The organism is Streptomyces sp. BR1 (assembly GCF_052373795.1).
Lineage (GTDB): Bacteria > Actinomycetota > Actinomycetes > Streptomycetales > Streptomycetaceae > Streptomyces.
The window spans coordinates 5,549,423-5,576,188 of sequence record NZ_CM126252.1 but is presented as its reverse complement, the minus strand read 5'-3'; the positions used below and the strand labels follow the sequence as shown (position 1 = coordinate 5,576,188).

25 protein-coding genes are annotated in these 26,766 nt (G+C 71.0%); 9 read left to right on the top strand and 16 right to left on the bottom strand.

Annotated elements, in window-relative coordinates:
• Window positions 1–163: 163 nt before the first annotated feature.
• The 3 genes from ACT1U9_RS24295 (at window position 164) to ACT1U9_RS24285 (ending at window position 3,768) form a co-directional block, all read left to right on the top strand.
• On the top strand, window positions 164–988 hold the full coding sequence (locus ACT1U9_RS24295) for an NAD-dependent epimerase/dehydratase family protein (protein ID WP_444534778.1): 825 nt from the start codon (window positions 164–166) through the stop codon (window positions 986–988).
• Between the two features lie 90 nt (window positions 989–1,078).
• Window positions 1,079–2,278, top strand: a complete 1,200-nt coding sequence (locus ACT1U9_RS24290) for a TerD family protein (RefSeq protein WP_444534777.1) — start codon at window positions 1,079–1,081, stop codon at window positions 2,276–2,278.
• A gap of 269 nt (window positions 2,279–2,547) precedes the next feature.
• Window positions 2,548–3,768 carry a beta-ketoacyl-[acyl-carrier-protein] synthase family protein gene (locus tag ACT1U9_RS24285; protein WP_444534776.1) on the top strand — a complete coding sequence of 407 codons (1,221 nt, stop codon included), beginning with the start codon at window positions 2,548–2,550 and terminating at the stop codon, window positions 3,766–3,768.
• 9 nt (window positions 3,769–3,777) lie between these two features.
• Here ACT1U9_RS24285 and ACT1U9_RS24280 read toward each other — a convergent pair whose 3' ends face one another.
• Entirely contained in the window at window positions 3,778–4,350 is a 573-nt protein-coding gene (locus tag ACT1U9_RS24280; RefSeq protein ID WP_444539230.1) for a TetR/AcrR family transcriptional regulator, read from the bottom strand.
• A 192-nt stretch (window positions 4,351–4,542) separates the two neighbouring features.
• Between ACT1U9_RS24280 and ACT1U9_RS24275 the strand changes: the two genes are divergently transcribed.
• On the top strand, window positions 4,543–6,000 hold the full coding sequence (locus ACT1U9_RS24275) for an MFS transporter (protein ID WP_444534775.1): 1,458 nt from the start codon (window positions 4,543–4,545) through the stop codon (window positions 5,998–6,000).
• Between the two features lie 178 nt (window positions 6,001–6,178).
• Window positions 6,179–8,263 (top strand): protein kinase domain-containing protein, encoded by a 2,085-nt coding sequence (locus ACT1U9_RS24270; RefSeq protein WP_444534774.1) that lies wholly within the window; start codon window positions 6,179–6,181, stop codon window positions 8,261–8,263.
• 113 nt (window positions 8,264–8,376) lie between these two features.
• Here ACT1U9_RS24270 and ACT1U9_RS24265 read toward each other — a convergent pair whose 3' ends face one another.
• On the bottom strand, window positions 8,377–9,816 hold the full coding sequence (locus ACT1U9_RS24265) for a hypothetical protein (protein WP_444534773.1): 1,440 nt from the start codon (window positions 9,814–9,816) through the stop codon (window positions 8,377–8,379).
• A 361-nt stretch (window positions 9,817–10,177) separates the two neighbouring features.
• Between ACT1U9_RS24265 and ACT1U9_RS24260 the strand changes: the two genes are divergently transcribed.
• Complete coding sequence (locus ACT1U9_RS24260; protein ID WP_444534772.1) at window positions 10,178–12,016, top strand: endonuclease/exonuclease/phosphatase family protein; 1,839 nt, start codon at window positions 10,178–10,180, stop codon at window positions 12,014–12,016.
• 256 nt (window positions 12,017–12,272) lie between these two features.
• Window positions 12,273–13,832, top strand: coding sequence for a N,N-dimethylformamidase beta subunit family domain-containing protein (locus ACT1U9_RS24255; RefSeq protein WP_444534771.1), 1,560 nt, complete (start codon window positions 12,273–12,275; stop codon window positions 13,830–13,832).
• 9 nt (window positions 13,833–13,841) lie between these two features.
• Here ACT1U9_RS24255 and ACT1U9_RS24250 read toward each other — a convergent pair whose 3' ends face one another.
• Both ACT1U9_RS24250 and ACT1U9_RS24245 read right to left on the bottom strand, forming a co-directional pair.
• Window positions 13,842–14,504, bottom strand: coding sequence for a hypothetical protein (locus ACT1U9_RS24250; protein ID WP_444534770.1), 663 nt, complete (start codon window positions 14,502–14,504; stop codon window positions 13,842–13,844).
• Window positions 14,501–14,683 carry a hypothetical protein gene (locus tag ACT1U9_RS24245; protein WP_444534769.1) on the bottom strand — a complete coding sequence of 61 codons (183 nt, stop codon included), beginning with the start codon at window positions 14,681–14,683 and terminating at the stop codon, window positions 14,501–14,503. The genes ACT1U9_RS24250 and ACT1U9_RS24245 overlap by 4 nt, the downstream gene beginning before the upstream one ends.
• Window positions 14,684–14,839: 156 nt before the next feature.
• Between ACT1U9_RS24245 and dapA the strand changes: the two genes are divergently transcribed.
• Window positions 14,840–15,709, top strand: a complete 870-nt coding sequence (gene dapA / locus ACT1U9_RS24240; protein WP_444534768.1) for a 4-hydroxy-tetrahydrodipicolinate synthase — start codon at window positions 14,840–14,842, stop codon at window positions 15,707–15,709.
• A gap of 53 nt (window positions 15,710–15,762) precedes the next feature.
• Here dapA and dapD read toward each other — a convergent pair whose 3' ends face one another.
• Window positions 15,763–16,758 carry a 2,3,4,5-tetrahydropyridine-2,6-dicarboxylate N-succinyltransferase gene (dapD, locus tag ACT1U9_RS24235; RefSeq protein ID WP_444534767.1) on the bottom strand — a complete coding sequence of 332 codons (996 nt, stop codon included), beginning with the start codon at window positions 16,756–16,758 and terminating at the stop codon, window positions 15,763–15,765.
• 10 nt (window positions 16,759–16,768) lie between these two features.
• Window positions 16,769–18,001, bottom strand: a complete 1,233-nt coding sequence (locus ACT1U9_RS24230; RefSeq protein WP_444534766.1) for an MFS transporter — start codon at window positions 17,999–18,001, stop codon at window positions 16,769–16,771.
• Window positions 18,002–18,109: 108 nt separating this feature from the next.
• Here ACT1U9_RS24230 and ACT1U9_RS24225 point away from each other — a divergent pair, with 108 nt between their 5' ends.
• A complete protein-coding gene (locus tag ACT1U9_RS24225) occupies window positions 18,110–18,997 on the top strand; it encodes a winged helix-turn-helix transcriptional regulator (RefSeq protein WP_444534765.1) in 888 nt (295 codons plus the stop codon).
• A gap of 4 nt (window positions 18,998–19,001) precedes the next feature.
• Here ACT1U9_RS24225 and ACT1U9_RS24220 read toward each other — a convergent pair whose 3' ends face one another.
• The 10 genes from ACT1U9_RS24220 to ACT1U9_RS24175 all read right to left on the bottom strand — a co-directional run bounded on the left by ACT1U9_RS24220 (window position 19,002) and on the right by ACT1U9_RS24175 (window position 26,647).
• Entirely contained in the window at window positions 19,002–19,325 is a 324-nt protein-coding gene (locus tag ACT1U9_RS24220; protein WP_444534764.1) for a DMT family transporter, read from the bottom strand.
• A gap of 54 nt (window positions 19,326–19,379) precedes the next feature.
• The gene (locus tag ACT1U9_RS24215) at window positions 19,380–19,916 is read right to left on the bottom strand and encodes a TetR/AcrR family transcriptional regulator (protein ID WP_444534763.1); all 537 of its coding nucleotides are present in this window, start codon (window positions 19,914–19,916) and stop codon (window positions 19,380–19,382) included.
• A gap of 161 nt (window positions 19,917–20,077) precedes the next feature.
• Entirely contained in the window at window positions 20,078–20,416 is a 339-nt protein-coding gene (locus ACT1U9_RS24210) for a metal-sulfur cluster assembly factor (RefSeq protein ID WP_067157773.1), read from the bottom strand.
• On the bottom strand, window positions 20,413–20,877 hold the full coding sequence (gene sufU, locus ACT1U9_RS24205) for a Fe-S cluster assembly sulfur transfer protein SufU (protein WP_188274289.1): 465 nt from the start codon (window positions 20,875–20,877) through the stop codon (window positions 20,413–20,415). The genes ACT1U9_RS24210 and sufU overlap by 4 nt, the downstream gene beginning before the upstream one ends.
• 12 nt (window positions 20,878–20,889) lie before the next feature.
• Window positions 20,890–22,146, bottom strand: coding sequence for a cysteine desulfurase (locus tag ACT1U9_RS24200; RefSeq protein WP_444534762.1), 1,257 nt, complete (start codon window positions 22,144–22,146; stop codon window positions 20,890–20,892).
• The gene (sufC, locus tag ACT1U9_RS24195) at window positions 22,143–22,907 is read right to left on the bottom strand and encodes a Fe-S cluster assembly ATPase SufC (protein ID WP_188274287.1); all 765 of its coding nucleotides are present in this window, start codon (window positions 22,905–22,907) and stop codon (window positions 22,143–22,145) included. Before sufC ends, ACT1U9_RS24200 begins: the two co-directional genes overlap by 4 nt.
• 7 nt (window positions 22,908–22,914) lie before the next feature.
• Window positions 22,915–23,235, bottom strand: coding sequence for a non-heme iron oxygenase ferredoxin subunit (locus tag ACT1U9_RS24190; RefSeq protein ID WP_067157688.1), 321 nt, complete (start codon window positions 23,233–23,235; stop codon window positions 22,915–22,917).
• Window positions 23,235–24,416 carry a Fe-S cluster assembly protein SufD gene (gene sufD, locus ACT1U9_RS24185; protein WP_444534761.1) on the bottom strand — a complete coding sequence of 394 codons (1,182 nt, stop codon included), beginning with the start codon at window positions 24,414–24,416 and terminating at the stop codon, window positions 23,235–23,237. Before sufD ends, ACT1U9_RS24190 begins: the two co-directional genes overlap by 1 nt.
• A 63-nt stretch (window positions 24,417–24,479) precedes the next feature.
• Window positions 24,480–25,901: a Fe-S cluster assembly protein SufB gene (gene sufB, locus ACT1U9_RS24180; RefSeq protein ID WP_361429060.1), complete on the bottom strand. Its 1,422-nt coding sequence runs from the start codon at window positions 25,899–25,901 to the stop codon at window positions 24,480–24,482.
• Entirely contained in the window at window positions 25,898–26,647 is a 750-nt protein-coding gene (locus ACT1U9_RS24175; RefSeq protein ID WP_444534760.1) for a helix-turn-helix transcriptional regulator, read from the bottom strand. Before ACT1U9_RS24175 ends, sufB begins: the two co-directional genes overlap by 4 nt.
• Window positions 26,648–26,766 lie beyond the last annotated feature (119 nt).

The following is a 26,766-nucleotide window of genomic DNA, read 5'->3' as shown; positions in this document are numbered from 1 at the left end:
AGTGGCGGTCAAGACGCGAAACGGCGCCATGCAGGGCCTTTCGCGAGCTCCACGCCACACTTGACGAGCTCGAAGCACGCTCCTTAGCGTGGCCATGGATCTGAATGACATTCATGAATACGTATCCCGCCGCGTCCCGCCCGCGCCCCGAGGAGATCCGCCCATGCCCGCTCCCCGTACCGTCCTGCTCACCGGCGCCGCCGGCGGACTCGGCACCCTGATGCGCGAACTGCTCCCGGCGTACGGCTACGACCTGCGCCTCTTCGACGTAGTACCCATCCCCGACGAGCCGGACGCGATCACCGCCGACCTCGCCGACAAGGGCGCGCTGCGCGAGGCGGTACGCGGCGTCGACGCGGTCCTGCATCTCGCGGGCATCTCACTGGAGTCGTCGTTCGACAAGATCCTGCGGGCCAACATCGAAGGCACGTACAACGTGTACGAAGCCGCGCGCGAAGAGGGTGTCGCGCGCGTGGTGTTCGCCTCCTCCAACCACGCGGTCGGATTCACGCCCCGGCCGATGGGTGCGACGCCGGTGGAGCGGGACGCGCTGATTCCCGTCGACACGCCGCACCGCCCCGACACGTACTACGGCCTCTCCAAGGCGTTCGGCGAGGACCTGGCCCAGCACTACTGGGACAAGTACGGCCTGGAGACCGTCTCGGTGCGGATCGGCGCGTGCTTCAAGGAGCCGACTTCGGTACGGATGATGTCGGTCTGGATGAGCCCCGGCGACGGCGCGCGCCTCTTCCACGCGGCGCTGACCGCCGAGCGCGTCGGCCACACCGTCGTCTACGGCTCCTCCGCCAACACCCGCCTCTGGTGGGACCTCTCGTCGGCGCGGGAGCTCGGATACGAGCCGCAGGACGACTCCGAGCCGTACGCCGAGAAGCTGATCGCCGAGGAGGGCGAGCTCGACCCCGGCAACCCGGACCACGCCTGCCTCGGCGGCCACTTCACCACCAACCCGCCGATCTGGCCGCACTGAGCCAGGGCCAGGGAAGCGACACCGGAAACGGGTGACGAGATTCGCGGGACGTTCAAGGAACCGTAAAGCCGCGCCGCTCGTTCCCCGGACATGACCGCTATGACACCTGGCTCGAACCTTCCGCTCCCGACCGCCCGCGTGGCGGTGGATGTCGCCGCTCCGGTGCGGCTCGACGTGTCGGGCCTGCTGCTCACCGCCGACGGCAAGGTGCGCTCCGACGACGACTTCATCTTCTACAACCAGCCGTCGGGGCCCGGTGTCACCTACCGGTCCGGCGGTGGCGGCGCGCCGGACGCGATCGTCGTGGACACCTCGGCCGTGCCGCCGGGCATCGAGAAGATCGTGGTCACCGCGAGCCCCGACGCGGCGGGCCAGACCTTCCAGGGCATCGAACCCACGGCCACCCTGCGCAACGCCGACGACGGCAGCGTGATCGCCACCTTCACCCCGCCGCAGCTCGGCGCCGAGACCGCGCTGGTCGTCATGGAGGTCTATCTGCGCGGCGGCGCGTGGAAGGCGCGCGCGGTGGGCCAGGGTTACGCGAACGGACTGGCGGGCATCGCCACGGACTTCGGCGTCTCGGTCGAGGAGGAGCCCGCCGCCGCGCCCACGCCCGCACCCGTAGCGCCCCCCGTAGCGCCCATGGCCGCGCCGCCCATGCCCTCGGCTCCCCCGACTCCGGCGGCGCCCGCGCCCGCCGCCGCGCCGAGCGGAAAGATCAACCTGGACAAGGGCCGGGTCAGCCTCCAGAAGAACCAGACCGTATCGCTGGTCAAGGGCGGCCGCCCGCTGCTCTCCCAGGTCAAGATGGGCCTCGGCTGGGAGCCCGCGTTCCGGGGCAAGGACATCGACCTGGACGCCTCGGTCATCGCCTACGGCCCGCAGCGCAACCACCTGGACAGCTGCTACTTCGGCAAGCTCTCCATCCTGAACGGCGCGATCAAGCACTCCGGCGACAACCTCACGGGCGAGGGCGCGGGCGACGACGAGGTGATCGTCGTCGACCTGGGCCGTATCCCGGCCGAGGCGACGGGCCTGGTCTTCACGGTGAACTCGTTCTCGGGCCAGAAGTTCACCGAAGTGGCCAAGGCGTACTGCCGGTTGATCGACGCAAGCACCGGCGAGGAGCTGGTCCGCTTCGACCTGACCAGCGCGGAGGCGCAGACCGGCGTGATGATGGCCAAGCTTATCCGGCAGTTCTCGGGCGAGTGGGAGATGACCGCGCTGGGGAACTTCGTGAAGGCCCGGACGGTACGCGGGATGGTGAAGCCGTCGGCCGAGGCGCTGTGATGCGCGGTGGCCCCGCCACCGACTGACAGCCGAGGCCGCCCCGCCACTCGACGGCGGGGCCCCGCAAGCCCCGCGCCCCCGAGGCCCGTCGCGCCCCCCTCGCGCGACGGGCCTCTCGCGTACCCGGGACGCCCGCGGCGGGCCTCCCGCATCCCCCGGGACGCCAGGTCGCGCACCACGGTTCCTGTGAAGACCCCACAACACCCACCGGACAAATCGATCCCCTTGGACCATCCCCCGCGCCCGCCTCCGGCTGGCACGCTCGGGGTATGAGTGATCTTGAAGACGTACTGGTGACCGGGCTCGGCGCGATCACCCCCCTCGGTACCGACACCGCGTCCACCTGGTCGGGGCTGCTCAGTGGCAAGTCCGGGGTGTCCCTGCTCGCAGAGGAGTGGGCGGAGCGGCTGCCGGTGAAGGTCGGGGCCGCGCTGCCCGTCGACCCGGCCTCGCTGCTCGACCGGGTCGAGGCCCGCCGCCTTGATCGATGTGAACAACTCGCCCTGATCAGCTCCCGTGAGGCCTGGCGGGACGCGGGCGCCCCCGAGGTGGAGCCCGAGCGGCTCGCCGTGGTCATCGGCACCGGCACCGGTGGCGTACTGACCACACTGGGCCAGGACGACACGTACGAGAAGGGCGGCGCCCGCAGGCTCTCGCCGTACGCCGTGCCGATGCTGATGCCCAACGGGCCGGCGGCCTGGGTGTCCATCGACCTCGGCGCGAAGGGCGGCGCGCGCACCCCCGTGAGCGCCTGTGCGTCCGGGGCCGAGGCGATCGCGATGGGGCTCGACCTGATCCGCGCGGGCCGGGCCGATGTGGTGGTCGCGGGCGGCACGGAGGCCTGTCTGCACCCGTTCACGCTCGCCGCGTTCGCGCAGATGAAGGCGGTGTCGACGCAGGAGAACGACCCGGAGTCGGTGTCCCGGCCGTTCGACGTGGACCGCAGCGGGTTCGTGATGGGCGAGGGCGCGGGCGTACTGGTCCTGGAGCGGGCGGAGTTCGCGCGGGCGCGGCGGGCGCGGGTGTACGGGGCCGTGGCGGGGGCGGGCGTGACCTCCAGCGCCGACCACATCACCGCGTCCGACGTGACCGGGCAGGTCCGGGCGATCGAAACGGCGCTGCGGGACGCCCGGTTGAGCCCGTCCGACATCGGCGTGGTGCACGCCCACGCCACCTCGACGCCGCCGGGCGACCTGGCCGAGGCGGAGGCGGTCGCCCAGGCCATCGGCACGCATCCGGTCGTCACCGCGACCAAGTCGATGACCGGCCATATGCTCGGCGCGTCCGGCGCGGTGGGCGCGATGGCGGCCCTGCTCGCCCTGCACGAGGGCACCGTCCCGGCCACCCGCAACCTCGACCGCCTCGACCCGGCGGTCGCCCTCGATGTGGTGGCGGGCACGAACCGTACGGGCCAGTGGGACGCGGCCCTCGCCAACTCCTTCGGCTTCGGCGGCCACAACGTCAGCCTGGTGCTCAAGCGGACGACCTGAGCCCAGTCGTCAGGCGGAGGTGCCGATCCCCTCGATGAGCAGCGTGAGATAGCGGCCCACGTCCTCGGGCCCGCCCCGGGAGAGTCCGGCGGCGGTGGCCAGGGCGTGGGTCAGGCGCAGGAGTTCGTTCCGCTTGAGGTCGCGGCGGACCGCGCCCGCGTCCTGCGCCGCGGCGAGCAGCCGGTCGGCGGCGCCCTTCAGGGATTCGCTGCACGCCGACAGGACCGGCGAGCTGCCGTCCGTGACGGCCGCGCCGAGCAGCGCCTTGAGCCCACGGATGCTCATCATCTGGTCGGCGAGCTCGGTCAGCCAGGCGGTCAGCGCCTCACCGGGAGGCAGCTGGGCCCTCAACTCGTCGGCCCGGGCGGAGATTTCGTCGATGCTCTCGACGTACACGCCCTCAAGGAGGGCCTGGCGGGTCGGGAAGTGCCGGTAGAGCGTGCCGGATCCGACGCCCGCGCGTTTGGCGATGTCGTCCAGGGACGCCTGCTCGCCGTGTTCCGCGAAGGCGACCGCCGCCTCTTTGAGGATGCGCTCGTAGTTGCGCCGGGCGTCGGCCCGCATCGGCTTGACCGCCGTCACGCCACCCGCCGAAGCCTTCGTGCCACCCGCTCCGACCTGTGTAGCACCCGCTCCCGCCTGCGTCATCGTGGTTCCTCCTTGCGAACCGGGGACTGTCTCCGTATCTTACCTGACATCAAACGGAGACAGTCCCCGCTTGAGGTGCCGCTTTGCGCTGCCCTCCTGCCGGGGCTTCCAGTACGGGAGTTGACCATGCCGTCCGCGCGTTCCGCTCAGACCGTCGCACCCTCGGGTACGACCCAGCACCCCCCGGCCGACACGGCAGGGACCGGGCGCCCCGGTGCCGTCCTGGCCGTCATCGTCACGGCGTACCTGATGGTCGGCGTCGACTCCACCGTCGTCAACGTCGCCCTGCCCGACATCCAGCACGACCTGCACTTCAGCACCACCTCGCTCTCCTGGGTGCTCAACGCCTACACCCTCGCCTTCGGCGGCCTCCTGCTGCTCGGCGGACGGATCGGCGACATCGCGGGCCGCCGCCGCACGCTCACCGTCGGCGTCAGCGTCTTCGCGCTCGCCTCCCTGCTCGGCGGACTCGCCGACGGCGGCGGCTGGCTGCTCGCCGCCCGTGCGCTCCAGGGCGTCGGCTCGGCGCTCACCGCGCCCAGCACGCTCGCGCTGATCACCACCAACTTCGAGGAGGGCCCGCGCCGCAACCACGCCCTGTCGATCTACACCTCGGTCGCCTCCATAGGCGCATCGCTGGGCCTGGTGCTCGGCGGCGCGCTCACCGCGTGGGCGTCCTGGCGCTGGGCGCTGCTGATCAACGTGCCGATCGGCGTCGCCGTCGCGGTGGCGCTGCCCCGGTACGTACGCGAGACGCCGCGCCGCGGCGGGCACTTCGACGCGGCGGGCGCGCTGACCGGGACCGCCGGGATGACGGCCCTCGTCTACGCCTTCGTACGGGTCGCGGAGCGCGGCTGGGGCAACGGCGTCGCCGAGCTCTCCTTCGCGCTGGCCGGGGTGCTGCTCGCCGCGTTCGTGTACGTCGAGTCGCGGGCCGCCCAGCCCATCGCGCCGCTGCGACTGTTCAAGGACCGCAACCGGGCGGGCGCGTATGTCGACATCCTGCTGCTGCCCGCCGGGATGTTCGGGGCGTTCTTCTTCCTGACGCAGTACGTGCAGCACGTGCTCGGATACGGGCCGCTGCGCGCGGGCTTCGCGTTCCTGCCGCTGACCCTCGCGATGTTCACCGTGCTCCGGTTCGTACCGAAGCTGCTCCAGCGGTACGGGGCGAAGCCGGTGCTGGTGACCGGGATGTCGCTGATGGTCGTCGCGGGCTTCTGGCTGACGCGGCTGACGGCCGACGGGGACTACGTGACCGGGGTGCTCGGGCCGATGGCGGTGCTCGGTGTGGGCGTCGGGCTCAGCTTCATGCCGCTGAACGCGACGATCCTGACCGGGGTGCAGGCTGCGGACGCCGGGGCCGCGTCCGGACTGCTGCAGACGCTGCAGTGGCTCGGCGGGACGCTGGGGCTCTCGGTCCTGGTGACGGTGGCGGGCACGGCCACCCGGGGCTCGTCCGGGACTCCGGCCGAGGTGATCACGCTGAGCGCGACGAGTGCGTTCGGGGTGGGCGCGCTGATCGCACTGAGCGCGGTGGTGGTCGCGGCGGTGGTGATCAAGGGCAAGGGGCGGGCGGCGCGCTGAAGCACCCGGCCCGGGTCCGGTCGGCCCGGGTCCGCCGGGGGCGGGCACCGCGTTGATCCCCCCGCCCATCGGGACGCATCTCACACCCCGGTATCTTCGTCCCCGCAACCGACCGGCGCGCCCCCGGCGTCGCACATCCTGACGACTGTGGGACTTGAGGGATGGACCAGGAGGTGCGGTGCGGGAGATCGGCGGGTACCGGCTCGTCGCGCTGCTCGGCGAGGGCGGTGCGGGGCAGGTGCATCTCGCCCGGGCCGGGTCGGGGCGGCTCGTCGCGCTGAGGACCGTGGACGCACGGCTCGCGGCCGACCCCCGCTTCCGCGAGCGGTTCCGCCGCGAGGTGGCCGCCGCCCGGGCCGTCGACAGCCCGTACACCGCCGGGATGCTCGCGGCCGACTCGGACGCCGAGCCGCCGTGGCTGGCCACCGCGTACTGCGCGGGCCCGTCCCTCTCCGAGGCCGTCTCCGCACTCGGACCGCTCGACGAGGGTCAACTCGCCGCCCTGGGCGCCCTGTTGGCACAGGCGCTGACCGCCGTCCACTCGGCCGGTCTCGTCCACCGCGACCTCAAGCCCGCCAATGTGATCGTGACCCGGGACGGGCCGAAGGTCATCGACTTGGGGATCGCCAAGGGGATCAGCGGTTCCGGGGACGACTCGACGGTCGGCTCACCCGGGTTCATCGCGCCCGAGCGCCTGACCCGGGACACCGAGACGGGCCCGCCCGCCGATGTGTTCGCGCTCGGCGGGCTGCTCGCGCTCTGCGCCACCGGCCGCAACCCGTTCGGCGCGGGCAGCGCCCCCAAGGTCCTCGACCGCACCCTGCACGACGAGCCCGACCTCGACGGGGTGCCGGGCACCGACTGGCGCGAGTTCCTCGGTCGTTGCCTGGCCCGCGACCCGGCCGGGCGGCCCACCGTGGCCGAGGCCCTGGCCTGGTGCGCCGGGCGCGGCACGCCCGAGCCCTGGTGGGAGCGGGAGCCGGTCACCGGCCTGATACGCCAGCACGAGGAGGCCACGGCCGAACTGGTCGCGGCGGCGCCCGTTCCCGAGGAACCGGTCCCGGCCCCCGAGGCACCGGCCGCCGTCCCGGACACGGCCGTCGCCACCCCGCCGACCACCCGCCGCCGGTTCCTGCTCTGGTCGGCCTCCGGCGCCGTCGCCGCCACCGGGATCTCGACCGCGGTCGCGCTGGACGGCGGCGGCGACACATCTGGGACCGCCACGGACACGAAGACCACGTCCTGGCCGCGCGGGCGCACCGTATGGACCCGCGAGATCGGCGATCTACAGCACGGCGGCTCCCTGCTGCGCCACGGCGACGCGCTCTACGTCCGGGACACCGCCCAGCTGACCCGGCTCGACCCGGCGACCGGCGCGGTCCGCTGGCAGCGCGACGCGCACGGCATCACCCAGGTCGTGCCGCACGAGAAGGACCTCGTCCACATCGTGCGGACCGACCACCTCGGCGCCCCGACCCTGGCCGCGCTCGACGCGACCACGGGCGCCATCCGCTGGGAGACCCATGACCGGGTCGCCGAACCGGACGGCTCCCACGGCCTGTTGGCGATCGGCGACAAGGTCGCCTGCCTGGTCACGTACGAGCCGTACGGTACGGAGGGGCGCCCATGGCACGCGTACGGCTACGACCTGCTGACCGGTGCCCCGCTCTGGTCCCACGAGGGCACGGCGGCGGGGGTGACGGCGCTGCGGCACGCGGGCGGGCGGTTCGCCATCGCCGCGTCGGACCCGCTCTATGTACTACGGGCCTCCGACGGCCGCCAGGAGGCGACGATCGAGGGCGGCGCACTCCGGCCCGACGCCCATCCCGGGGCCGTCGGCACCGGCTACTTCGCGGCGGGCGAGGCGGTCAGTGCCGTCGACCTGACGACCCGCACCACGCTGTGGTCCAGAGGCGTCACCGCTTCCGTCTCGGTGACGCCGACGGCCACCGGCGACCTCGTACACGCCGGTTCGCCCACGGAGCTGTGCGCCCTGGACGCGACCACCGGCAGAACACGCTGGCTGCGTACGGACGTAGCGCGGATCACGGCGCCCGGAAGCACCTCACCACTACTGGCGAACGGCCACCTGTACGCCACCGGCACCGACCAACCCGCCCTGCACGCACTAGACCCGGCAACGGGAAAGCCGGTCTGGGCAGCACCATTCGAGCGACATGGCGAGGTGTACGGAGCAGCCGGGGACGACTTGGTGCACATCTACACAGGCACCACCCTGACAACGTTCCGAGCCCCGAGCTAAACGCCGCACCCGTACCCCCAGGAGGGCCCGAAGGGCCCTTCAAGGGGCGCGGGGAACTGCGCGACCAGCCACACACAACCCGCAGCCAAGAGCCGGGCACCGCATCACAAGCGCTACGCCCGCGACCGGGCCTTGAACGCCGCCTTACGGGCTTCCTTCGCCACCTTCTTCTCCGGATGCAGCCGCCCCATCGCCTCCAGGACGTCCGCCGTGGCGGGGTGGTCGACCCGCCAGGCCGCGTCGAAGAAGCCACTGTGCTGGCCGACCAGCCCCTCCACCAGGCCCTGGAGCTCCTCCAGATCCCCGTCCACCGCCAGCTGCGCGGCGATCGTGTCCACGGCGAGCCAGAACACCATGGCCTCCGGCGGCGCCGGAACGTCCGCCGCGCCGCGCTCGGCGAGCCAGACCCGGGCGAGGCCGCCCAGCTCCGCGTCGTCCAGGACCTCGCGCAGCGCGGGCTCGGCCTCGGGGCCGGTGAGGGCGAGGGCCTGCTGGCAGTGCAGCCGGCGCAGCGGACCGCGCTCGTCCGAGCCACGCGCCGCCGCCAGCAACTCCCGTACAGCGGAAGGCATTTCATGCCGTGCCAGCCACTGCTCGGTCTCCGCGCGGGCGGCCGCCTCCGGGTAGTACGCGATGCCGTCGAGCAGTACGTCCGCGCCCTTGTCCGCGAGGTCGCCGACGGCCGGCGCCTCCACGCCCGCCTCCAGCATCCGGGCCCGTACGCCGTAGAGGCCGAGCGGGGTGAGACGGACCATGCCGTACCGGGCGACGTCCTCGTCGTCGACGGGCGGGGCGGGCTCCTCGCCCTCCTCGGCCATCAGCGCCTCGTCGACCGGCCGGTACTCGACCAGGCCGATCGGCTCCAGGAGGCGGAACTGGTCGTCGAGGCGCATCATCGCGTCCGAGACCTGCTCCAGGATGTCGTCGGTGGGCTCGCCCATGTCGTCGGGGACGATCATCGACGCGGCGAGCGCGGGCAGCGGCACCGGGCCGTCGCCCGCGCCGCCCTCGGTCACCGTGAGGAGGTAGAGGTTGCCGAGGACGCCCTCCAGGAAGTCCGTCTCGGCCTGCGGGTCCCATTCGAGCCGGTCGAAGTCGACCTCGCCGTCGTCGCCGATCAGATCGGCGAAGTCGTCGAGCACGGGGGCGGTCGCGTCCGCGAAGACCGCGTCGAACGCGTCGAGCCAGGTGGTCAGGACGTCCTGCGGGGAGCCGGAGGTGAGCAGGGCGAGCGCCTCGCCCTGGGTGGCGCTGCCTTCGCCGTCCTCGTCCTCGGCGTCCTCGACGTCGACAAGGGAGGCGTCGACGGCGACCCGCCAGGCTTCGCTCGCGTCCGCCCAGCCGTCCTCGTCGCCCGGCAGGCCCAGTTCGGCGGCAGCGGCGGGCAGTTGCTCCTCGACAAGCTCGCCCCCGGCCCCGACCCGGGTGTCCGGCCCGGCCCAGCGGGCGAGCCGGACCGCGCGGGCGAGCAGCGGCGCGGCGAGCGCGTCGCGCGCGAGCTCGGCCTCGGAGTGCAGCCGCACCGGCGGCAGGGTGGGGCGGTCTCCGGACATCTGTGGGGTACTCCTCGGCGAAGCGGTCTGGATCGAGAGGCACCCAGCGTAGACGTATTTCACCGGGTATCGCCGCGCCCGGCCACGCCCCCGTTCGGCCCGGCGGCGGGTTCCGGCCGGGGGCGCGACCGGTTGCGTACGAAAAGCGCGGCGGGCGCCCGGCGCCGCAGGACCGTCGGTTCACCTTCCCGTCGGGTTCCGGCCACCCGGCGACCCTTGACAACTGCCCCGCCCAGCCAAGAGATTGACGCGCGTAGAACTGCACAGCGCGCCACATCCCGGGCTTCGTGTGGAACTACAACGCGCCACCGCACGGGCGCGGCACGACACCAGTCCTCCCTCATCCCTTCGGAGTTCCTTGATGCCCGTTCCGAGAACCGCCGCCGTCTCCGCCGTCGTCGCCGCCGCGCTGGGCGCCGGTCTGCTCGCCGGCACCTCGTCGGCCGCCGCCGGCCCGGCCGCCCCCGTCACGGCCCGCATCCACGACATCCAGGGCACCACCCGTATCTCGCCGCTGGCGGGGCAGCAGGTCACCGAGGTGCCGGGCGTCGTCACGGGCGTCCGGACGTACGGCTCGTCGAAGGGCTTCTGGTTCCAGGACACCGTTCCGGACGACAACCCGGCCACCAGCGAGGGCATCTTCGTCTTCACGGGCTCGGCCCCGACCGTGGCGGTCGGCGACGCGGTCAAGGTCGCCGGCACGGTCACCGAGTACGTCCCGGGCGGCCTCGCTTCGGGCAACCAGTCGCTGACCCAGATATCCAAGCCGACGGTGACCGTGGTCTCCTCCGGCAACGCGCTGCCCGCCCCGGTGGTCATCACCGCCCGTTCCGTGCCCGGCCGCTACACCCCGGCGGGCGACCCGGCCGCGGGCAACAGCGTCAACGGCCTCACCCTCCAGCCCAAGAAGTACGCCACGGACTACTACGAGTCCCTGGAGGGCATGAACGTCCGCATCAACACCTCGCGCGTGGTCGGCCGCACCGACCAGTACAACGAGCTCTGGGCGACGGTGAAGCCCAACGAGAACAGGACCAAGCGGGGCGGCACGCTCTACTCGTCGTACGACGACCAGAACACCGGGCGCCTCCAGATCCAGAGCCTGATCCCGACGGCGCGGCAGCCGTTCCCCAAGGCGAACGTCGGCGACACCCTGACCGGCACCACCGAAGGCCCCCTGGACTTCAACCAGTTCGGCGGGTACACGATCGCCGCCCGTACGCTCGGCACGGTCAAGGACAACGGCCTCAAGCGCGAGAGCACCCGCAAGCAGCGCACCGGCGAGCTGGCGGTCGCCACGTACAACGTGGAGAACCTGCACCCCACCGACCCGCAGACGAAGTTCGACGCGCTCGCCGACGGCATCGTCACCCACCTCGCCTCGCCCGACATCGTGGCCCTGGAGGAGATCCAGGACAACAGCGGGGCGAAGGACGACGGCACGGTCGACGCGTCCGACACGATCAAGAAGTTCACGGACGCGATCGCCGCGAAGGGCGGCCCGGCGTACCAGTGGCGCTCGATCAGCCCGGAGAACGACAAGGACGGCGGCGAGCCCGGCGGCAACATCCGCCAGGTGTTCCTCTTCAACCCCGCGCGCGTGTCGTTCACGGACCGCCCCGGCGGCGACTACAAGACGGCCGTCGGCGTCACCGGCACCAAGGGCCACCCGGCCCTCACCCTCTCCCCCGGCCGGATCGACCCGGCCAACCCGGCGTGGGTGGACAGCCGCAAGCCGCTCGCGGGCGAGTTCGTCTTCAAGGGCCGTACGGTCTTCGTCATCGCGAACCACTTCGCGTCCAAGGGCGGCGACGAGTCGCTTCTCTCGCAGCACCAGCCGGTGCCGCGCTCCTCGGAGGCCAAGCGGCTGCTCCAGGCGCAGGCCGTGAACGGCTTCGTCAAGCAGTTGCTCGCGGTCGACAAGCACGCGCGCGTGCTCGCGATCGGCGACATCAACGACTTCGACTTCTCGGGCGCGACCAAGGCCCTGGAGAACGGCGGCGCGCTGCGCACGGCGTTCCGCTCGCTGCCGAAGAAGGAGCGTTACTCCTATGTCTACCAGGGCAACACCCAGGTCCTGGACCAGATCCTGACCAGCCCCGCCATCCGGAACTTCGACTACGACAGCGTGCACATCAACGCGGAGTTCGCCGACCAGACGAGCGACCACGACCCGCAGATCATCCGCTTCCGCCCGTAGGACCTCAGGTCCGTAGCCAAGCGGTTTTGTGGACGTCCGATGCAGCTCCGCGCCCCTCCTCAGGGGCGCGGGGAACTGCGCGACAAGCCACACACACCCCGCACCCGAAGGCTCACCTGGCTGAACCCGCCCTGCCGAGCGCTCAAGGTCAAGGCCGTAGATCATGTCATCCGACAATTTCCGGCCATGATCCCGCACACTGGACGGGTCCGGCGGAAGTCCCCGGACGCAGTTGTTCAGGGGAGCGGAGTACGTCATGGACCGCGCGGCCTTCAGTCGCAGGATCTTTCTCGGGGCGGCGGGCGCCGTCGCGGCGGCCGGAGCCGCGGGCTGCTCGTCCGACGGCGGGCCCGCGACCGGCACCCGCAAGGACCCCGGCGCGTCACCGGGCACCGAGGGCCCGGCCAAGGAGAACGACCGCCCGGGCGATGCCGGATGGCGGCTCAAGGGACGCGGCGGCAAGAACGAGATCGAGGGGTTCGCGGACCGCACCGGCGTCGCCCGGGGCGAGGCGTTCCGCCTCCACGTGCACACCACCGCCCCGACGTTCCGGGCCGAGGCGTTCCGGATGGGCTGGTACAGGGGCACCCTGGCCCGCAAGGTGTGGGAGTCGGGGACGCTCAAGGGCGTCCGCCAGCCCGCCGCGAAGGTGGCGGAGCACACCAACACCGTGACCGCCCCCTGGTCCCCGACCGCCGAAGTCCCCACCAAGGACTGGCCGGAGGGTGCGTATCTGATCAAGCTGACGGCGTCGACCGGCGGCCAGCGCTATGTCCCCGTCACCGTGCGCTCCGCCACCACCAAGGGCCGGGTGGTGCTGGTGAACGCGGTGGCGACCTGGCAGGCGTACAACGAGTGGGGCGGCTACAGCCTCTACAACGGCCCCAGCGACGACGACGGCGACCGCTCGCGCGCGGTCAGCTGCGACCGCCCGTACGACCGCGACGGCGACGGCCTGTTCCTCACCTACGAGCAGCCGGTCGTGGCGCTCGCCGAACGGCTCGGCCTGGAGCCCGCGTACGTCACCAACATGGACATCGAGCGCGATCCCGGGATCCTGGCGGGCGCCACGGCGGTGATCTCGCTCGGCCACGACGAGTACTGGACGCAGTCCATGCGCGACCGGGTCACCGCCGTCCGCGACGCGGGCACCAACATCGCGTTCCTGGGCGCCAACGCGTGCTTCCGCCGGATCCGCCTGGAGAAGACCGCGCTCGGCGAGCAGCGCCTCATCGTCTGCTACAAGAACGACTGGCCCAAGGACCCGGGCCGGGGCGAGGGCGAGCCGCCGACCACCAACTTCCGCGAACCCCCGCACGCCCAGCCGGAGAACTCCCTCACCGGCACGCTCTACGAGTCCAACCCGACCACCGCCGACTATGTGGTCACCTCCCCCGCCCACTGGCTCTTCGCGGGCACGGGGGTCAAGCAGGGCACCAAGTTCCCGGGCCTGGTCGGCACCGAGTACGACCGCGCCAACGGTGACGAGACCACGCCGCGCCCGATAGAGGTGATCTCGCACTCGCCGCTGACCTGCCGGGGTGTGCACTCGTACGCCAACTCGGCCTACTACACGGTGAAGTCGGGCGCGGGTGTCTTCAACACCGGCACCATGCGCTGGGTCCAGTCGACGATCGGCGAGGGCGGGCACGGCATCGACTCCCGTACCGCCGCGTTCACCTCGAAGGTCACGGAGAACCTGCTGCGGGCGTTCGCGGCCGGACCGGCCGGGCGGGCGCACCCGGCCAAGGACAACCTGGACTCCTTCCACCCGTACGCGGGCGACCCGACCTGGTCCCACCACGACCTCTGGTAGCCCCGGGGGTCAGCCTTCCTTGTCGCCGAGGCGCGCCAACTCGCTCTGGAACCAGTCCAGTCGGGCCTGGAGCAGCGCCGCCTCGGCGACGAGCTCCGGCACGGTCCGGCCCGGCGTCGGGGCGCCGATGTCGGGTCCTGGCGCGGCGAGCACCTTCAGCCCTTCGCCGCCGCGCGTGGCGAAGTCGGCGAAGGACACGGTCGCGCGCGGCCCGGCGCACACCGCGCAGACCGGCTCCACGACCCGCCACCCCGGCCGCCCCCAGCCCGCGTCGGCGAGCCCGGACGCCCGGCGCCCGCAGCGGCACGGCCCGGCGGTCGCGGTGCGCACCCGCTGACGGGCGTACCGCGAGCCGCGCTCGAACCTGATGTACCGCCCGAGCACCGAGACTTCCAGGAGCAGCGCGCCCCGGTGCTCGGCCACGCAGGTCAGCGCGTACGCCTCGGAGCGCTCGTGCAGACAGTGGAAGCCGCAGTCGCAGAGCCGCGAGGGCGAACGATGGCGCCGACCGTAGGCGCAACGCGCCTCGTCCAGAACTCCGTACGGGAGCGCGGCGCCCAGCGAGACGCCCAGGAACGCGGCCCGGGAGCCGTCCTGGGAGAGCGCCGGGTGGGCGATCTTGTAGCCGGTGGGCGGCTCCGTCGGGCGTTCCTCGGGGAGCCGCAGCCTCATCGGCCCGCCGTCACCCCGACGGGAACCTCGACCGGGATCTCTTCGGAGGCGGGGACGGCGTTGTCCCATCCCGCGTCCATGTCCCGTGCCGCAACGTCGGGCTGTTCTTCCGCGACACCAGTGGCGAGAGCCTTGCCGAGCCTCATGACGACCTCCGACGAGTACGACGGTACGGACATGAACGGACACACCGGTCTCTCATGGTGACGTACGACGTGCCGCAGGCCAAGAGCGCCCGGGAAGAGGCCGGTTCAAGAACACTTCAGCGCCACTTGTCGTTCACCCCAAGAAATTCTAAGTAGACCTTCACCATCCATACGACCCAGACTTCACGAATGACCCACTCACGCCCTTTCGGGCGCACGCTTTGCGCCATGATCACGCCCTTCACCGCCGACGACGCACTCGACCTGGACGGAGCCCAGCGGCATGCCGCGCATCTGGTGGCCGAGGGCTGCGACGGCCTGGTCCTGAGCGGCACCACCGGCGAGTCGCCGACCACGACGGACTCGGAGAAGGCCGCGCTCATCCGGGCGGTGCGCGAGGCGGTCGGCGACGACGTGCACGTCCTGTCCGGGGTCGGCACCCCGTCCACCCGGCACACCGTCGAGCTGGCCCGCCAGGCCGAACAGGCGGGCGCAGATGGCCTGTTGGTGGTGAGCCCGTACTACAGCCGCCCGCCGCAGGACGCGATCGAGGCGCACTTCCGTACGGTCGCGGACGCCACGGGGCTGCCGGTCATGCTCTATGACATCCCCGGCCGCGCGGGCGTCCGGATCGGCACGGACACGCTGCTGCGGCTCGCGGAGCACGAGCGGATCGTGGCGGTCAAGGACTGCGCGTACGACCTGCTCGGCTCGACCAAGGTCATCGGCCGCACGTCGCTGGCGTACTACTCGGGCTGCGAGGAGATGAACCTCCCGCTGTACGCGGTAGGGGGCGCGGGATACGTCAGCACGGTCGCCAACGTGATCCCCCGCCAGATGCGCGCCCCCCTGGACGCCCACGACAAGGGCGAACCGGCCGAGGCAACCCGCCTCAACCACCTCACGCTCCCCCTGTCGGAACTGATGATGTCCTCGGGCCTACCGGGCACGGTGACGACAAAGGCGTTGCTGGGCAACCCGGTGAGGGAACCGCTGCAACCGGCGTCCCCGGACCAGGTCGCCGTGTTGCGCAAGGCACACGACGACCTGGTCAGTTAGGGGCGCGGGGAACTGCGCGACCAGCCCCTACGGTCCGCAGACGAACAAACCACTCAGTTGTGACTGTGCAGAATCTCGTTGAGGCCACCCCACACGGCATTGTTGGGCCGAGCCTCAACCGCCCCGGTAACCGAGTTCCGCCGGAACAGGATGTTCGACGCACCCGAAAGCTCACGGGCCTTCACGATCTGACCGTCCGGCATCGTCACCCGCGTACCCGCCGTGACGTACAGCCCGGCCTCGACGACACACTCGTCCCCGAGGGCGATACCCACACCGGCCTCCGCACCCACGAGGCACCGCTCGCCGATCACGATGCGGACGTTGCCGCCACCCGACAGCGTGCCCATCGTGGACGCGCCGCCCCCGATGTCGGACCCGTCGCCGACGACGACACCGGCGGAGATCCGCCCCTCGACCATCGACGTCCCCAACGTGCCCGCGTTGAAGTTCACGAAGCCCTCGTGCATCACGGTCGTGCCCTCGGCCAGGTGCGCACCCAGGCGCACCCGGTCGGCGTCGGCGATACGGACGCCCTTGGGGGCCACGTAGTCCGTCATGCGCGGGAACTTGTCGACGGACGTCACCTGGAGGTGGAGTCCTGCGGCGCGGGCGTTCAGCCGTACCGTCTCCAGCTCGTCGACGGCGACCGGGCCGAGCGAGGTCCAGGCGACGTTGGCGAGCAGGCCGAAGATGCCGTCCAGGTTCTGGCCGTGCGGCTTGACGAGGCGGTGCGAGAGCAGGTGCAGCCGCAGGTAGGCGTCGTGCGCGTCGAGCGGCTTGTCGTCGAGCGAGGCGATGACCGTACGGACGGCGACGACCTCGACGCCCCGGCGCGCGTCTACGCCGAGCGCGTCGGCGGCGCCCTGGCCGAGGAGGGCGGTGGCCTGGTCGGCGCTGAGCCGCTCGGTGCCGGCCGGGCCGGGCTCGGCCACGAGCTCGGGAGCGGGGAACCAGGTGTCGAGAACGGTGCCGTCGCCGGCGATGGTGGCGAGGCCGGCGGCGACGGCGCCGGTGGAGCGAGAAGCAGTAGCAGTCGTGTCGGTCATAGCGGAAAACCTAACCGGCGGTGGCCCGCCGGGGCGAACCGGTCTCATGTGCCGGGCGCGCGTCACCCCCGGTCAGCGGGGTCCGCAGCCCCCGCGCCCGCAGCACGGCGAGCCCGGCGAGGCCCGCGAGGGCGGCGCACACGGGCCAGAGAAGCCCGGGCGCGGCGGTGTAGAGGGCGCCGCCGAGCGGTGGGGCGAGCACCTGGCCGCTGATGGAGGCGCCCGCGTACAGGCTCTGGAAGCGGCCCTGGGCGTGGGCGGGCGCCTGGTCGGCGACGTACGCGGTGGCGGTGGTCTTGTAGAGGATCTCGCCGAGGGTGAGCGACACCATCAGGGCGACGGCCCAGCCGATCGACGCGCCCGGGATGAGCATCGCGTAGCCGAGCCCGACCAGGAGCAGCCCGCAGCCGACGATCGACAGCGGCGCGCGGCGGCGCAGCGCGTGGGCGGCGGGCAGTTCGAGGCAGAGGATCACTCCCCCGTTGATCGCGATCAGCCAGCCGTACACATGGGCGTCCAGGCCGTGGTCGGCGAGGAAGACGGGCAGGGTGGAGTACTGCTGGCGGTAGACGAGGTCGACGCAGACGATCGCGGCGAGCAGGACGAGGACGGCGGGCCGGGCCCGCAGTTCGCGCCACAGGCCCGGGGCGCCGGGGTCGTACGACGGCCGGGTGTGCGCGGCCGCGCGGGCGGGCAGCACCCGGGCCGCGTACGCCGCGAAGAGCAGGGTGCCGAGGCCGTCGGCGGCGAACAGCCAGCCGTACGACCACTGGGCGGCGGCAAGGGCGCCGAGCGGCGGCCCGACGGTGAACCCGGCGTTCGACGCGAACCGCATCACGGCGAACCCCTGGCGGCGGCTGCCCTCGGGGACGGAGACCGCGACGAGTGCGGAGTTCGCCGCCCGGACCACGCCCGAGGCGTACTGGGCGAGCGGCAGCGCGGCGTACAGCGCGGCGGTCGGCAGCAGTCCGAGGACGGACAGGAGCGCGCCGCTGACGACCGCGCCCGCGAGCAGAGCGCGCCGGTGGCCGTAGCGGTCGCCGAACGAGCCGCCGGTGAAGTTCCCGGCGACCAGTCCGATGCCGCCGACCCCGCTGATCACTCCGGCCTGGGCCACGCCGAGGCCGCGCGGCCCGGTCAGGTACACGAAGAGATAGACGAACGTGAAGCTGACGACGGCGTTGAAGAAGATGCCGAAACACAACAGCCGGACAGTTCTCGGCACCGCGCGCAGAGCCCTCACGCCGTCTCCCCCTGAGATCGTTGCACCATGAGTGAGTTCCTTATGGGAACGGACTATGTCAGCATGGGGGCAGCAGGTCAACGGCGTACGCAAGGAAGGATGGGGGCCATGCCTCAACGCACCCGCCTGAATGACGAGCACTGCGCCATCGCCCAGGCCCTGGACGTGGTCGGCGACTGGTGGACCCTGCTGATCGTGCGCGACACCGCACGCGGGGTGCACCGCTTCGACGCGCTCCAGCGCGAGCTCGGCATGTCCCGCAAGGTGCTCGCCGAACGGCTGAGGCTGCTGGTGGAGACGGGGGTGCTGAGCCGGGAGCCGTACCAGGACCGCCCGGTCCGGTACGAGTACCGGCTCACCCCGCGCGGCCGCGCCCTGCTGCCCGTACTGATCGCACTCCAGGACTGGGGAGACACCTGGGTGCTGGGAGAAGGAGAGACGATGGCCACGGCGACTCAGGCGTCCGGGGAGACCGAGCGGGTGCGGGAGCTGGTGGGCACGAAGGTGCCGATGCTTCGACTGCCCGACTACGACGGCGAGTCGAGGGACCCGGTGGCGTCCGGAACGCCGTACACGGTCCTGTACTGCTTCCCCGGCGCGTACGCCCGCAAGGACGCCTATCCGCCCGGCTGGGCGGGGATTCCGGGGGCGCCCGGCTGCACCCTGGAGTCGTGCACGTTCCGCGACCAGCTGGCCGAGTTCACGGCGGCGGGCGCGACCGTGCACGGGGTGTCCAGCCAACGCCCGGACGAGCAGGGGGCGTTCGCGGACAAGGAGCGGCTGCGCTTCCCGCTCCTGTCGGACGCGGACCTCACGCTGACGGCCGCGCTGCGGCTGCCGACGTTCCGCACGGCCGGAGTGAGCCGCCTCAAGCGCCTGACGCTGGTGATCGACGCGGACCGTACGGTGATCGAGGCGCTGTACCCGATCACCGACATCGAGGAGAGCGTGCGGGGGGCGCTGGCGGCGGTGCGCCGGGCGGGGACCGCGGGCTGAGCCCTCAGCGCGTGGCGCCGCCCATGTTGACCAGCACCACGCCGCCGATGATCAGCGCGATCCCGGCGAACTTGGCGGCCGTCATCGTCTCGCCCATGAAGAGCATCCCGATGACGGCGATGACGGCCGTACCGGCGCCGGACCAGATCGCGTACGCCGTGCCCACCGACATCGACTTCAGGGTCAACGACAGCATGTAGAAGGCGAAGAGGTACCCGCAGACGGTGACCAGCGAGGGCGCGAGCCTGGTGAACCCCTCGCTGTACTTCATCGCGGAGGTGGCGGCGATCTCCGACGCTATGGCGCAGGAGAGCAGGACGTACGGCATGCGGAGAAGAATACCCGGCGATGCGTACACCCGTACATAACGACGGGATGAACGTCAGGGCAGCATTCGGGCAAGCAGCACGCGCGCGTACTCCTCGTCGTACTCGCCGCCCGTCAGCAGCGCCTGCAGACAGATCCCGTCCATCAGCGCGACCAGGCCGCGCGCGGTCACCGGGTCCGTGTGCCGGGCCAGCACCTCGGCCACGCCCTCGGCCCACTCGGCGGCGACGGGCCGCAGCGGGGGCCGCCGGAGCGCGGCGAGATAGAGCTCGTACTCCAGCTCCACGCGCGCCCGGTCCCCCGCGATCCACTCGCCCATCAGCCGCGCGAGCTCGGCGGCCACGTCCACGCCGGGCTCCTCCAGCGCCCCGCAGTCGCGGATCGCGGCGGCGAAACCCTCGTTGGCCTGCCGCAGCGCGGCCACCATCAGCTCGTCGAGCGTCTTGAAGTGGTACGTGGTGGAGCCGAGCGGCACATCGGCCTCGGCGGCGACGCTGCGGTGGCTGAGCCCGGCGATCCCGCGCTCGCCGACCACCCGAATCGCGGCGTCGATGATGCGGCCGCGCCGCTCGGGGTCGTACCGGCGGGCCATCACTCACACGTCCCCGGGTCGCACACCATGCCCCCGACCGTACCGGGCCGGGCTGCCCGGGCAGTTCGCGCGTCCGGTCGTACGCGGTACGGACAACGCCGGACGGCCCCCACGCGCCTGTGCGCGCAAGGGCCGTCCGGCGTACCACTGCCAAGGGGAGCTCAGACGTTGAACCCCAGCGCCCGCAGCTGCTCGCGCCCATCGTCCGTGATCTTGTCCGGGCCCCACGGCGGCATCCAGACCCAGTTGATCTTGAGTTCGTTGACGATGCCCTCGGTCGCGGACTTCGCCTGGTCCTCGATCACATCGGTCAGCGGGCAGGCCGCCGACGTCAGGGTCATGTCCAGGGTGGCGACGTTGGAGTCGTCGATGTGGATGCCGTAGATGAGGCCGAGGTTGACGACGTCGATGCCCAGCTCGGGGTCGACGACGTCGTACAGCGCCTCGCGGACTTCTTCCTCGGAGGCCGGCTTCAAGGTGGCCTCTGCGTTCTCGGTCATGCGCTCTTCCTCTCGGCTCCGGCACCCAGTGCCTGGGCCGTCGCGTCCTTCCAGGCCATCCAGCTCAGCAGAGCACACTTCACGCGCGCGGGGTACTTGGAGACGCCGGCGAACGCCACCGCGTCCTCCAGCACCTCCTCCATCGCGTCGTCCGGCTCCAGCTGGCCCTTGGACTGCATCAGCTCCAGGAACGTCTCCTGGATCCGCTGCGCCTCGTCGAGGTCCTTGCCGACGAGCAGGTCGTTGAGGACCGAGGCGCTGGCCTGGCTGATCGAGCAGCCCTGCCCCTCGTACGAGATGTCCGAGATCTGCGAACCCTCGTACTTGACGCGGAGAGTGATCTCGTCGCCGCACGTCGGGTTCACGTGGTGCACCTCGGCGTCACCGTCCCGCAAGCCCCGCCCGTGCGGATGCTTGTAGTGGTCCAGGATGACGTCCTGGTACATCGAATCCAGCTTCACGTCGTTTAACCCCTAGCCGAAGAAGTCTCGTACGTGCTCCAGCCCGTTCACCAGGGCGTCGACCTCGGCGGGCGTGGAGTACAGATAGAAAGACGCTCGCGTGGTCGCGGGAATTCCGTAGCGCAGGCAGACCGGGCGCGCGCAGTGGTGGCCGACCCGGACCGCGATGCCCTGCTCGTCCAGGACCTGGCCCACGTCGTGCGGGTGGATGTCGCCGAGGACGAAGGAGATCGCGGCGCCGCGGTCCTCGGCCGTGGTGGGGCCGATGATCCGCAGGTCGGGGACCTCCTGGAGGCGCTTGACCGCGTACTCGGTGATCGCGTGCTCATGCGCGGCGATCTTGTCCATGCCGATGGCGGAGAGGTAGTCCACGGCCGCGCCGAGGCCGACGGCCTGGGCGATCGGGGGCGTACCGGCCTCGAACTTGTGCGGCGCCGGCGCGTACGTCGACGAGTGCATCGAGACCGTCTCGATCATCTCGCCGCCGCCCAGGAACGGCGGCAGGTCCTCCAGGAGCTCCTGGCGGCCCCACAGCACGCCGATGCCCGTCGGGGCGCACATCTTGTGGCCGGTGAAGGCCACGAAGTCGGCCTGGAGCGCCTGCACGTCCAGCGGCATGTGCGGCGCGGCCTGGGAGGCGTCGACGCAGACCAGTGCGCCGACCTCCTGGGCGCGGCGCACGATCGCCTCGACCGGGTTGACGGTGCCCATCAGGTTGGAGACCAGCGTGAAGGAGACGATCTTCGTCTTCTCGGTGATGATCTCGTCGATGTTGGACAGGTCGAGACGGCCGTCGTCGGTGAGGCCGAACCACTTCAGCTTCGCGCCCGTGCGCTGCGAGAGCAGCTGCCACGGCACGATGTTGGAGTGGTGCTCCATCTCCGTGATGACTATCTCGGTCTCGTGGTCCACGCGGTAGGGCTCATCGGCCCAGCCCAGCATGTTGGCGACCAGGTTGAGCGACTCCGAGGCGTTCTTGGTGAAGATCACCTCGTCGCGGCTCGGCGCGTTGACGAACGCGGCGACCTTGTCGCGCGCGCCTTCGTACAGAGCCGTGGCCTCCTCGGCCACCGTGTACACACCACGGTGGACGTTGGCGTTGTGCCGCTCGTAGTACTCGTTGAGAGCGTCGAGCACCTGGCGCGGCTTCTGCGAAGTCGCCGCGCTGTCGAGGTACACGATCTTCTTCCCGTCGTGGACCACGCGGTCCAGCAAGGGGAAGTCCTTGCGGATCGCCTCGGTGTCGAGGAGGCCCGGCAGAATCGTCACTCGGAAGCGCCGCCCTTCGTGTATGCCTCGTAGCCCTCGTTCTCCAGCTTGTCGGCGAGCTCGGCGCCACCGGACTCGGCGATCCGGCCGTTCGCGAAGACGTGCACGAAGTCGGGCTTGATGTAGCGCAGGATGCGGGTGTAGTGCGTGATCAGCAGCGTGCCGACCTCGCCGGTCTCGCGGACGCGGTTGACGCCCTCGGAGACGATGCGCAGCGCGTCGACGTCCAGACCGGAGTCGGTCTCGTCGAGGATCGCGATCTTCGGCTTGAGGAGCTCCAGCTGAAGGATCTCGTGGCGCTTCTTCTCACCGCCGGAGAAGCCCTCGTTGACGTTGCGCTCGGCGAAGGCCGGGTCCATCTGGAGCTGCTCCATCGCGGACTTGACCTCCTTCACCCAGGTACGCAGCTTCGGCGCCTCGCCGCGCACGGCGGTGGCGGAGGTACGCAGGAAGTTGGAGACCGAGACACCGGGGACCTCGACCGGGTACTGCATGGCGAGGAAGACACCGGCGCGGGCGCGCTCGTCGACGGACATCTCCAGGACGTCCTCGCCGTCCAGGGTGACCGTGCCGCTGGTGATCGTGTACTTGGGGTGACCCGCGAGCGAGTACGCGAGGGTGGACTTGCCGGAGCCGTTGGGGCCCATGATGGCGTGGGTCTCGCCCTGCTTCACGGTCAGGTCGACGCCCTTGAGGATCTCCCGGGGGCCGTTCTCGGCTTCCACGGAGACGTGCAGGTCGCGGATTTCAAGCGTTGCCATGGGGACTTCAGTTCTCCTGGGACACGGAGACGAGAACATCGTCCCCTTCGATCTTTACGGGGTATACGGGCACGGGTCGCGTCGCGGGCAGGCCGGAGGGCTTGCCGGTGCGCAGGTCGAAGGTGGAGCCGTGCAGCCAGCACTCGATCTGGCAGTCCTCCACCTCGCCCTCCGACAGCGAGACGTTCGCGTGCGAGCAGATGTCGTGGATCGCGAACACCTCGCCCGCCGTGCGGACGACCGACACCGGCGTGCCGTCGAGTTCCACCCGCTTGGGGGTGTCCTCCTCCAGCTCGCTCAGTGCGCAGACGCGGACGAAGGCGGTCATCAGACGGACGCCTCCAGCTCCGCCTCGATCTTGGCGAGCAGGCGCTCCTCGACGTCCGCGACGCCGACCTGCTGGACGAGCTCCGCGAAGAAGCCGCGGACCACCAGACGGCGGGCCTCGGCCTGCGGGATGCCGCGCGCCATCAGGTAGAACAGCTGCTCGTCGTCGAAGCGGCCGGTCGCCGAGGCGTGACCGGCGCCGGCGATCTCGCCGGTCTCGATCTCCAGGTTCGGCACCGAGTCGACCCGCGCGCCGTCCGTGAGGACCAGGTTGCGGTTCATCTCGTAGGTGTCGGTGCCCTCGGCCTTGGCCTGGATGAGGACGTCGCCGATCCACACGGCGTGCGCGTCGTCGCCCTGGAGGGCGCCCTTGTACACGGCGTTGGACTTGCAGTGCGGCGTGTTGTGGTCGACGAAGAGCCGGTGCTCCTGGTGCTGGCCCTTGTCGGTGAAGTACAGGCCGAAGAGCTCGGCCTCGCCGCCGGTGCCCGCGTAGGAGACCCGAGGGTGCAGCCGGACCAGGTCGCCGCCGAAGGTGACCACGACGGACTTGAAGGAGGCGTCCCGGCCGACCAGCGCGTTGTGCTGGGAGACGTGGACGGCCTTGTCGTCCCAGTCCTGCACGGACACGACGGTCAGCTTGGCGCCGTCGCCCAGGATGTAGTCGACGTTGGCCGCGAGGACCGCGTCGCCCGTGTGGTCGATGACCACGACGGCCTCGGCGAAGGCGCCGAGCTCGACCACCTGGTGGGCGAAGACGGTGCCGCCCTCGCCGTGCACGGCGATACGGATCGGCTCGGTGAGGACCGACTCCTTGGGGACGGTGACGACCGAGGCCTTCTCGAACGAGGAGTACGCCTGGGCGGCGATGCGGTCGACCGGCGTACCGGCCTTGCCGAGCCGCGCGTCGTCGCGGCCGACGGTCTCGACGACGACGCCCTCGGGAGCCGTCACCTCCACGCGCACACCGTCGCCGGTCGCGGTCGCGGTGCCGTCGTGCAGCCCGCGCAGCCGCTCCAGCGGCGTGAAGCGCCACTCCTCCTCGCGGCCGTGCGGGACCGGGAAGTCCGCGACGTCGAAGGACGGGGGCGCGCTCATGCGCGTGGCGACGGTCGACTCGGCGGCCACCGCGATCGAACCGGCGGTGGTGGAGCCCGCCGGAATGTTCTGAGCCTCAGCCATGGCTGTCGTAGTGCTCTCTTCCTGGATCAGTCTGCGTTCGCTGCTGCGGGGACGGTCGCCGTACTAGCCGACCGAACCCTCCATCTGCAGCTCGATCAGCCGGTTGAGCTCAAGGGCGTACTCCATGGGCAGCTCCTTGGCGATCGGCTCGACGAAGCCGCGCACGATCATCGCCATCGCCTCGAACTCCGTCAGACCACGGCTCATCAGGTAGAAGAGCTGGTCCTCGGAGACCTTGGAGACGGTCGCCTCGTGGCCCATGGACACGTCGTCCTCGCGGACGTCGACGTACGGGTAGGTGTCGGAGCGGGAGATCGTGTCGACGAGCAGTGCGTCACAGAGCACGTTCGACTTCGATCCGGCCGCGCCCTCGCCGATCTCGACCAGACCGCGGTACGAGGTACGGCCGCCGCCGCGGGCCACCGACTTGGAGACGATGTTGGACGACGTGTTCGGCGCCATGTGGACCATCTTGGAGCCGGCGTCCTGGTGCTGGCCCTCGCCCGCGAAGGCGATGGACAGGGTCTCGCCCTTGGCGTGCTCGCCCATCAGGTACACGGCCGGGTACTTCATGGTGACCTTGGAACCGATGTTGCCGTCGATCCACTCCATGGTCGCGCCCTCGTACGCCACGGCGCGCTTGGTGACCAGGTTGTAGACGTTGTTCGACCAGTTCTGGATCGTCGTGTAGCGGCAGCGGCCGCCCTTCTTGACGATGATCTCCACGACGGCGCTGTGCAGCGAGTCCGAGGAGTAGATCGGGGCGGTGCAGCCCTCGACGTAGTGGACGTAGGCGTCCTCGTCGACGATGATCAGCGTCCGCTCGAACTGGCCCATGTTCTCCGTGTTGATACGGAAGTAGGCCTGCAGCGGGATGTCCACGTGGACACCCTTGGGCACGTAGATGAACGAGCCGCCGGACCACACGGCCGTGTTCAGCGACGCGAACTTGTTGTCGCCGACGGGGATGACCGTGCCGAAGTACTCCTGGAAGAGCTCCGGGTGCTCCTTCAGCGCGGTGTCGGTGTCCAGGAAGATGACGCCCTGCTGCTCCAGGTCCTCGCGGATCTGGTGGTAGACGACCTCGGACTCGTACTGGGCCGCGACACCGGCGACGAGGCGCTGCTTCTCCGCCTCGGGGATGCCGAGCTTGTCGTACGTGTTCTTGATGTCCTCGGGCAGGTCCTCCCAGGACTCCGCCTGCTTCTCCGTCGACCGCACGAAGTACTTGATGTTGTCGAAGTCGATGCCGGAGAGGTCGGAACCCCACTTGGGCATGGGCTTGCGGTCGAAGAGGCGCAGACCCTTGAGGCGCAGCTTCAGCATCCACTCGGGCTCGTTCTTCTTCGCCGAGATGTCGCGGACGACGTCCTCGGAGAGCCCGCGCTTGGCGGCGGAGCCCGCCGCGTCGGAGTCGGCCCAGCCGTACTCGTAGTTGCCCAGGCCTTCAAGTTCGGGGTGGGCAGTCTCCGTGGGGAGAGTCATGCGGGGTTCCTCCCGGCCGTGCTTGTGGATGCTGATTCGGTGGTGGTCTGTGGTGCGCTGTGCGGGATGAACGTCGTGCACACCCCGTCGCCGTGGGCGATGGTGGCCAGACGCTGCACATGGGTCCCGAGGAGGCGGGAGAAGAACTCCGTCTCCGCCTCGCACAGCTGCGGGAACTGCTCGGCGGCGTGCGCGACCGGGCAGTGGTGCTGGCAGAGCTGCTCACCCCGTCCGGGGAGCGGAGCACTGCGTGCCGTAGCAGCGTACCCGTCGGCGGTCAAGGCCTTGGCCAGAGCCTCGGTGCGCTCCTCGGGCCCGGCCGCGTCGAGCGCTTCGCGGTAGGTCTCGGCCTGCGCCTCGATGCGGGCGCGGGCGAACGCCACGACGGCTTCCTCGCCTGCCGCGCCGCCCCCCGCGGACCGCTCGATCCAGCGGAGCGCGTCGACGGCCAGCTTGTCGTACGACTGGTCGAAGGCGTCCCGCCCGCAGTCGGTGAGGGCGAAGACCTTCGCGGGCCTGCCACGGGTCCGTGCCCCGTACACCCGCTGTTCGCGGGGGGCCACGACCTCGTCGGCCACCAGCGCGTCGAGGTGGCGGCGGACGGCGGCCTGGGTGAGGCCGAGGCGCTTCGCGAGGTCCGCGACGGTGGAGGGCCCATGGTCCAGGATGGAGCGCGCGACCCGGTTGCGGGTGGACCGCTCACCGGTCGCGAGTTCCTCCTGCGGAGCCTCGCCAACGTTTTTCACAACACCATTGTTGCGTAATTCCTCAGAGCCTGACAAGCCACGTCTCGATCACTGAACGGTGCGGTGCATCACTTAGGCATACCTAAGGTGACCTGCGGAAACGATCTTTGATCGATCAA

What these genes read in the sequence shown, in the direction of transcription:
- ACT1U9_RS24295 (WP_444534778.1), top strand. Translation starts at nt 164, where the DNA reads ATGCCCGCTCCCCGTACCGTCCTGCTCACCGGCGCCGCCGGCGGACTC.
- ACT1U9_RS24290 (WP_444534777.1), top strand. Translation starts at nt 1,079, where the DNA reads ATGACCGCTATGACACCTGGCTCGAACCTTCCGCTCCCGACCGCCCGC.
- ACT1U9_RS24285 (WP_444534776.1), top strand. Translation starts at nt 2,548, where the DNA reads ATGAGTGATCTTGAAGACGTACTGGTGACCGGGCTCGGCGCGATCACC.
- ACT1U9_RS24275 (WP_444534775.1), top strand. Translation starts at nt 4,543, where the DNA reads ATGCCGTCCGCGCGTTCCGCTCAGACCGTCGCACCCTCGGGTACGACC.
- ACT1U9_RS24265 (WP_444534773.1), bottom strand. Translation starts at nt 9,816, where the DNA reads ATGTCCGGAGACCGCCCCACCCTGCCGCCGGTGCGGCTGCACTCCGAG.
- ACT1U9_RS24260 (WP_444534772.1), top strand. Translation starts at nt 10,178, where the DNA reads ATGCCCGTTCCGAGAACCGCCGCCGTCTCCGCCGTCGTCGCCGCCGCG.
- ACT1U9_RS24255 (WP_444534771.1), top strand. Translation starts at nt 12,273, where the DNA reads ATGGACCGCGCGGCCTTCAGTCGCAGGATCTTTCTCGGGGCGGCGGGC.
- ACT1U9_RS24250 (WP_444534770.1), bottom strand. Translation starts at nt 14,504, where the DNA reads ATGAGGCTGCGGCTCCCCGAGGAACGCCCGACGGAGCCGCCCACCGGC.
- ACT1U9_RS24245 (WP_444534769.1), bottom strand. Translation starts at nt 14,683, where the DNA reads ATGTCCGTACCGTCGTACTCGTCGGAGGTCGTCATGAGGCTCGGCAAG.
- dapA (WP_444534768.1), top strand. Translation starts at nt 14,840, where the DNA reads ATGACCCACTCACGCCCTTTCGGGCGCACGCTTTGCGCCATGATCACG.
- dapD (WP_444534767.1), bottom strand. Translation starts at nt 16,758, where the DNA reads ATGACCGACACGACTGCTACTGCTTCTCGCTCCACCGGCGCCGTCGCC.
- ACT1U9_RS24225 (WP_444534765.1), top strand. Translation starts at nt 18,110, where the DNA reads ATGCCTCAACGCACCCGCCTGAATGACGAGCACTGCGCCATCGCCCAG.
- ACT1U9_RS24220 (WP_444534764.1), bottom strand. Translation starts at nt 19,325, where the DNA reads ATGCCGTACGTCCTGCTCTCCTGCGCCATAGCGTCGGAGATCGCCGCC.
- ACT1U9_RS24215 (WP_444534763.1), bottom strand. Translation starts at nt 19,916, where the DNA reads ATGGCCCGCCGGTACGACCCCGAGCGGCGCGGCCGCATCATCGACGCC.
- ACT1U9_RS24210 (WP_067157773.1), bottom strand. Translation starts at nt 20,416, where the DNA reads ATGACCGAGAACGCAGAGGCCACCTTGAAGCCGGCCTCCGAGGAAGAA.
- sufC (WP_188274287.1), bottom strand. Translation starts at nt 22,907, where the DNA reads ATGGCAACGCTTGAAATCCGCGACCTGCACGTCTCCGTGGAAGCCGAG.
- ACT1U9_RS24190 (WP_067157688.1), bottom strand. Translation starts at nt 23,235, where the DNA reads ATGACCGCCTTCGTCCGCGTCTGCGCACTGAGCGAGCTGGAGGAGGAC.
- sufD (WP_444534761.1), bottom strand. Translation starts at nt 24,416, where the DNA reads ATGGCTGAGGCTCAGAACATTCCGGCGGGCTCCACCACCGCCGGTTCG.
- sufB (WP_361429060.1), bottom strand. Translation starts at nt 25,901, where the DNA reads ATGACTCTCCCCACGGAGACTGCCCACCCCGAACTTGAAGGCCTGGGC.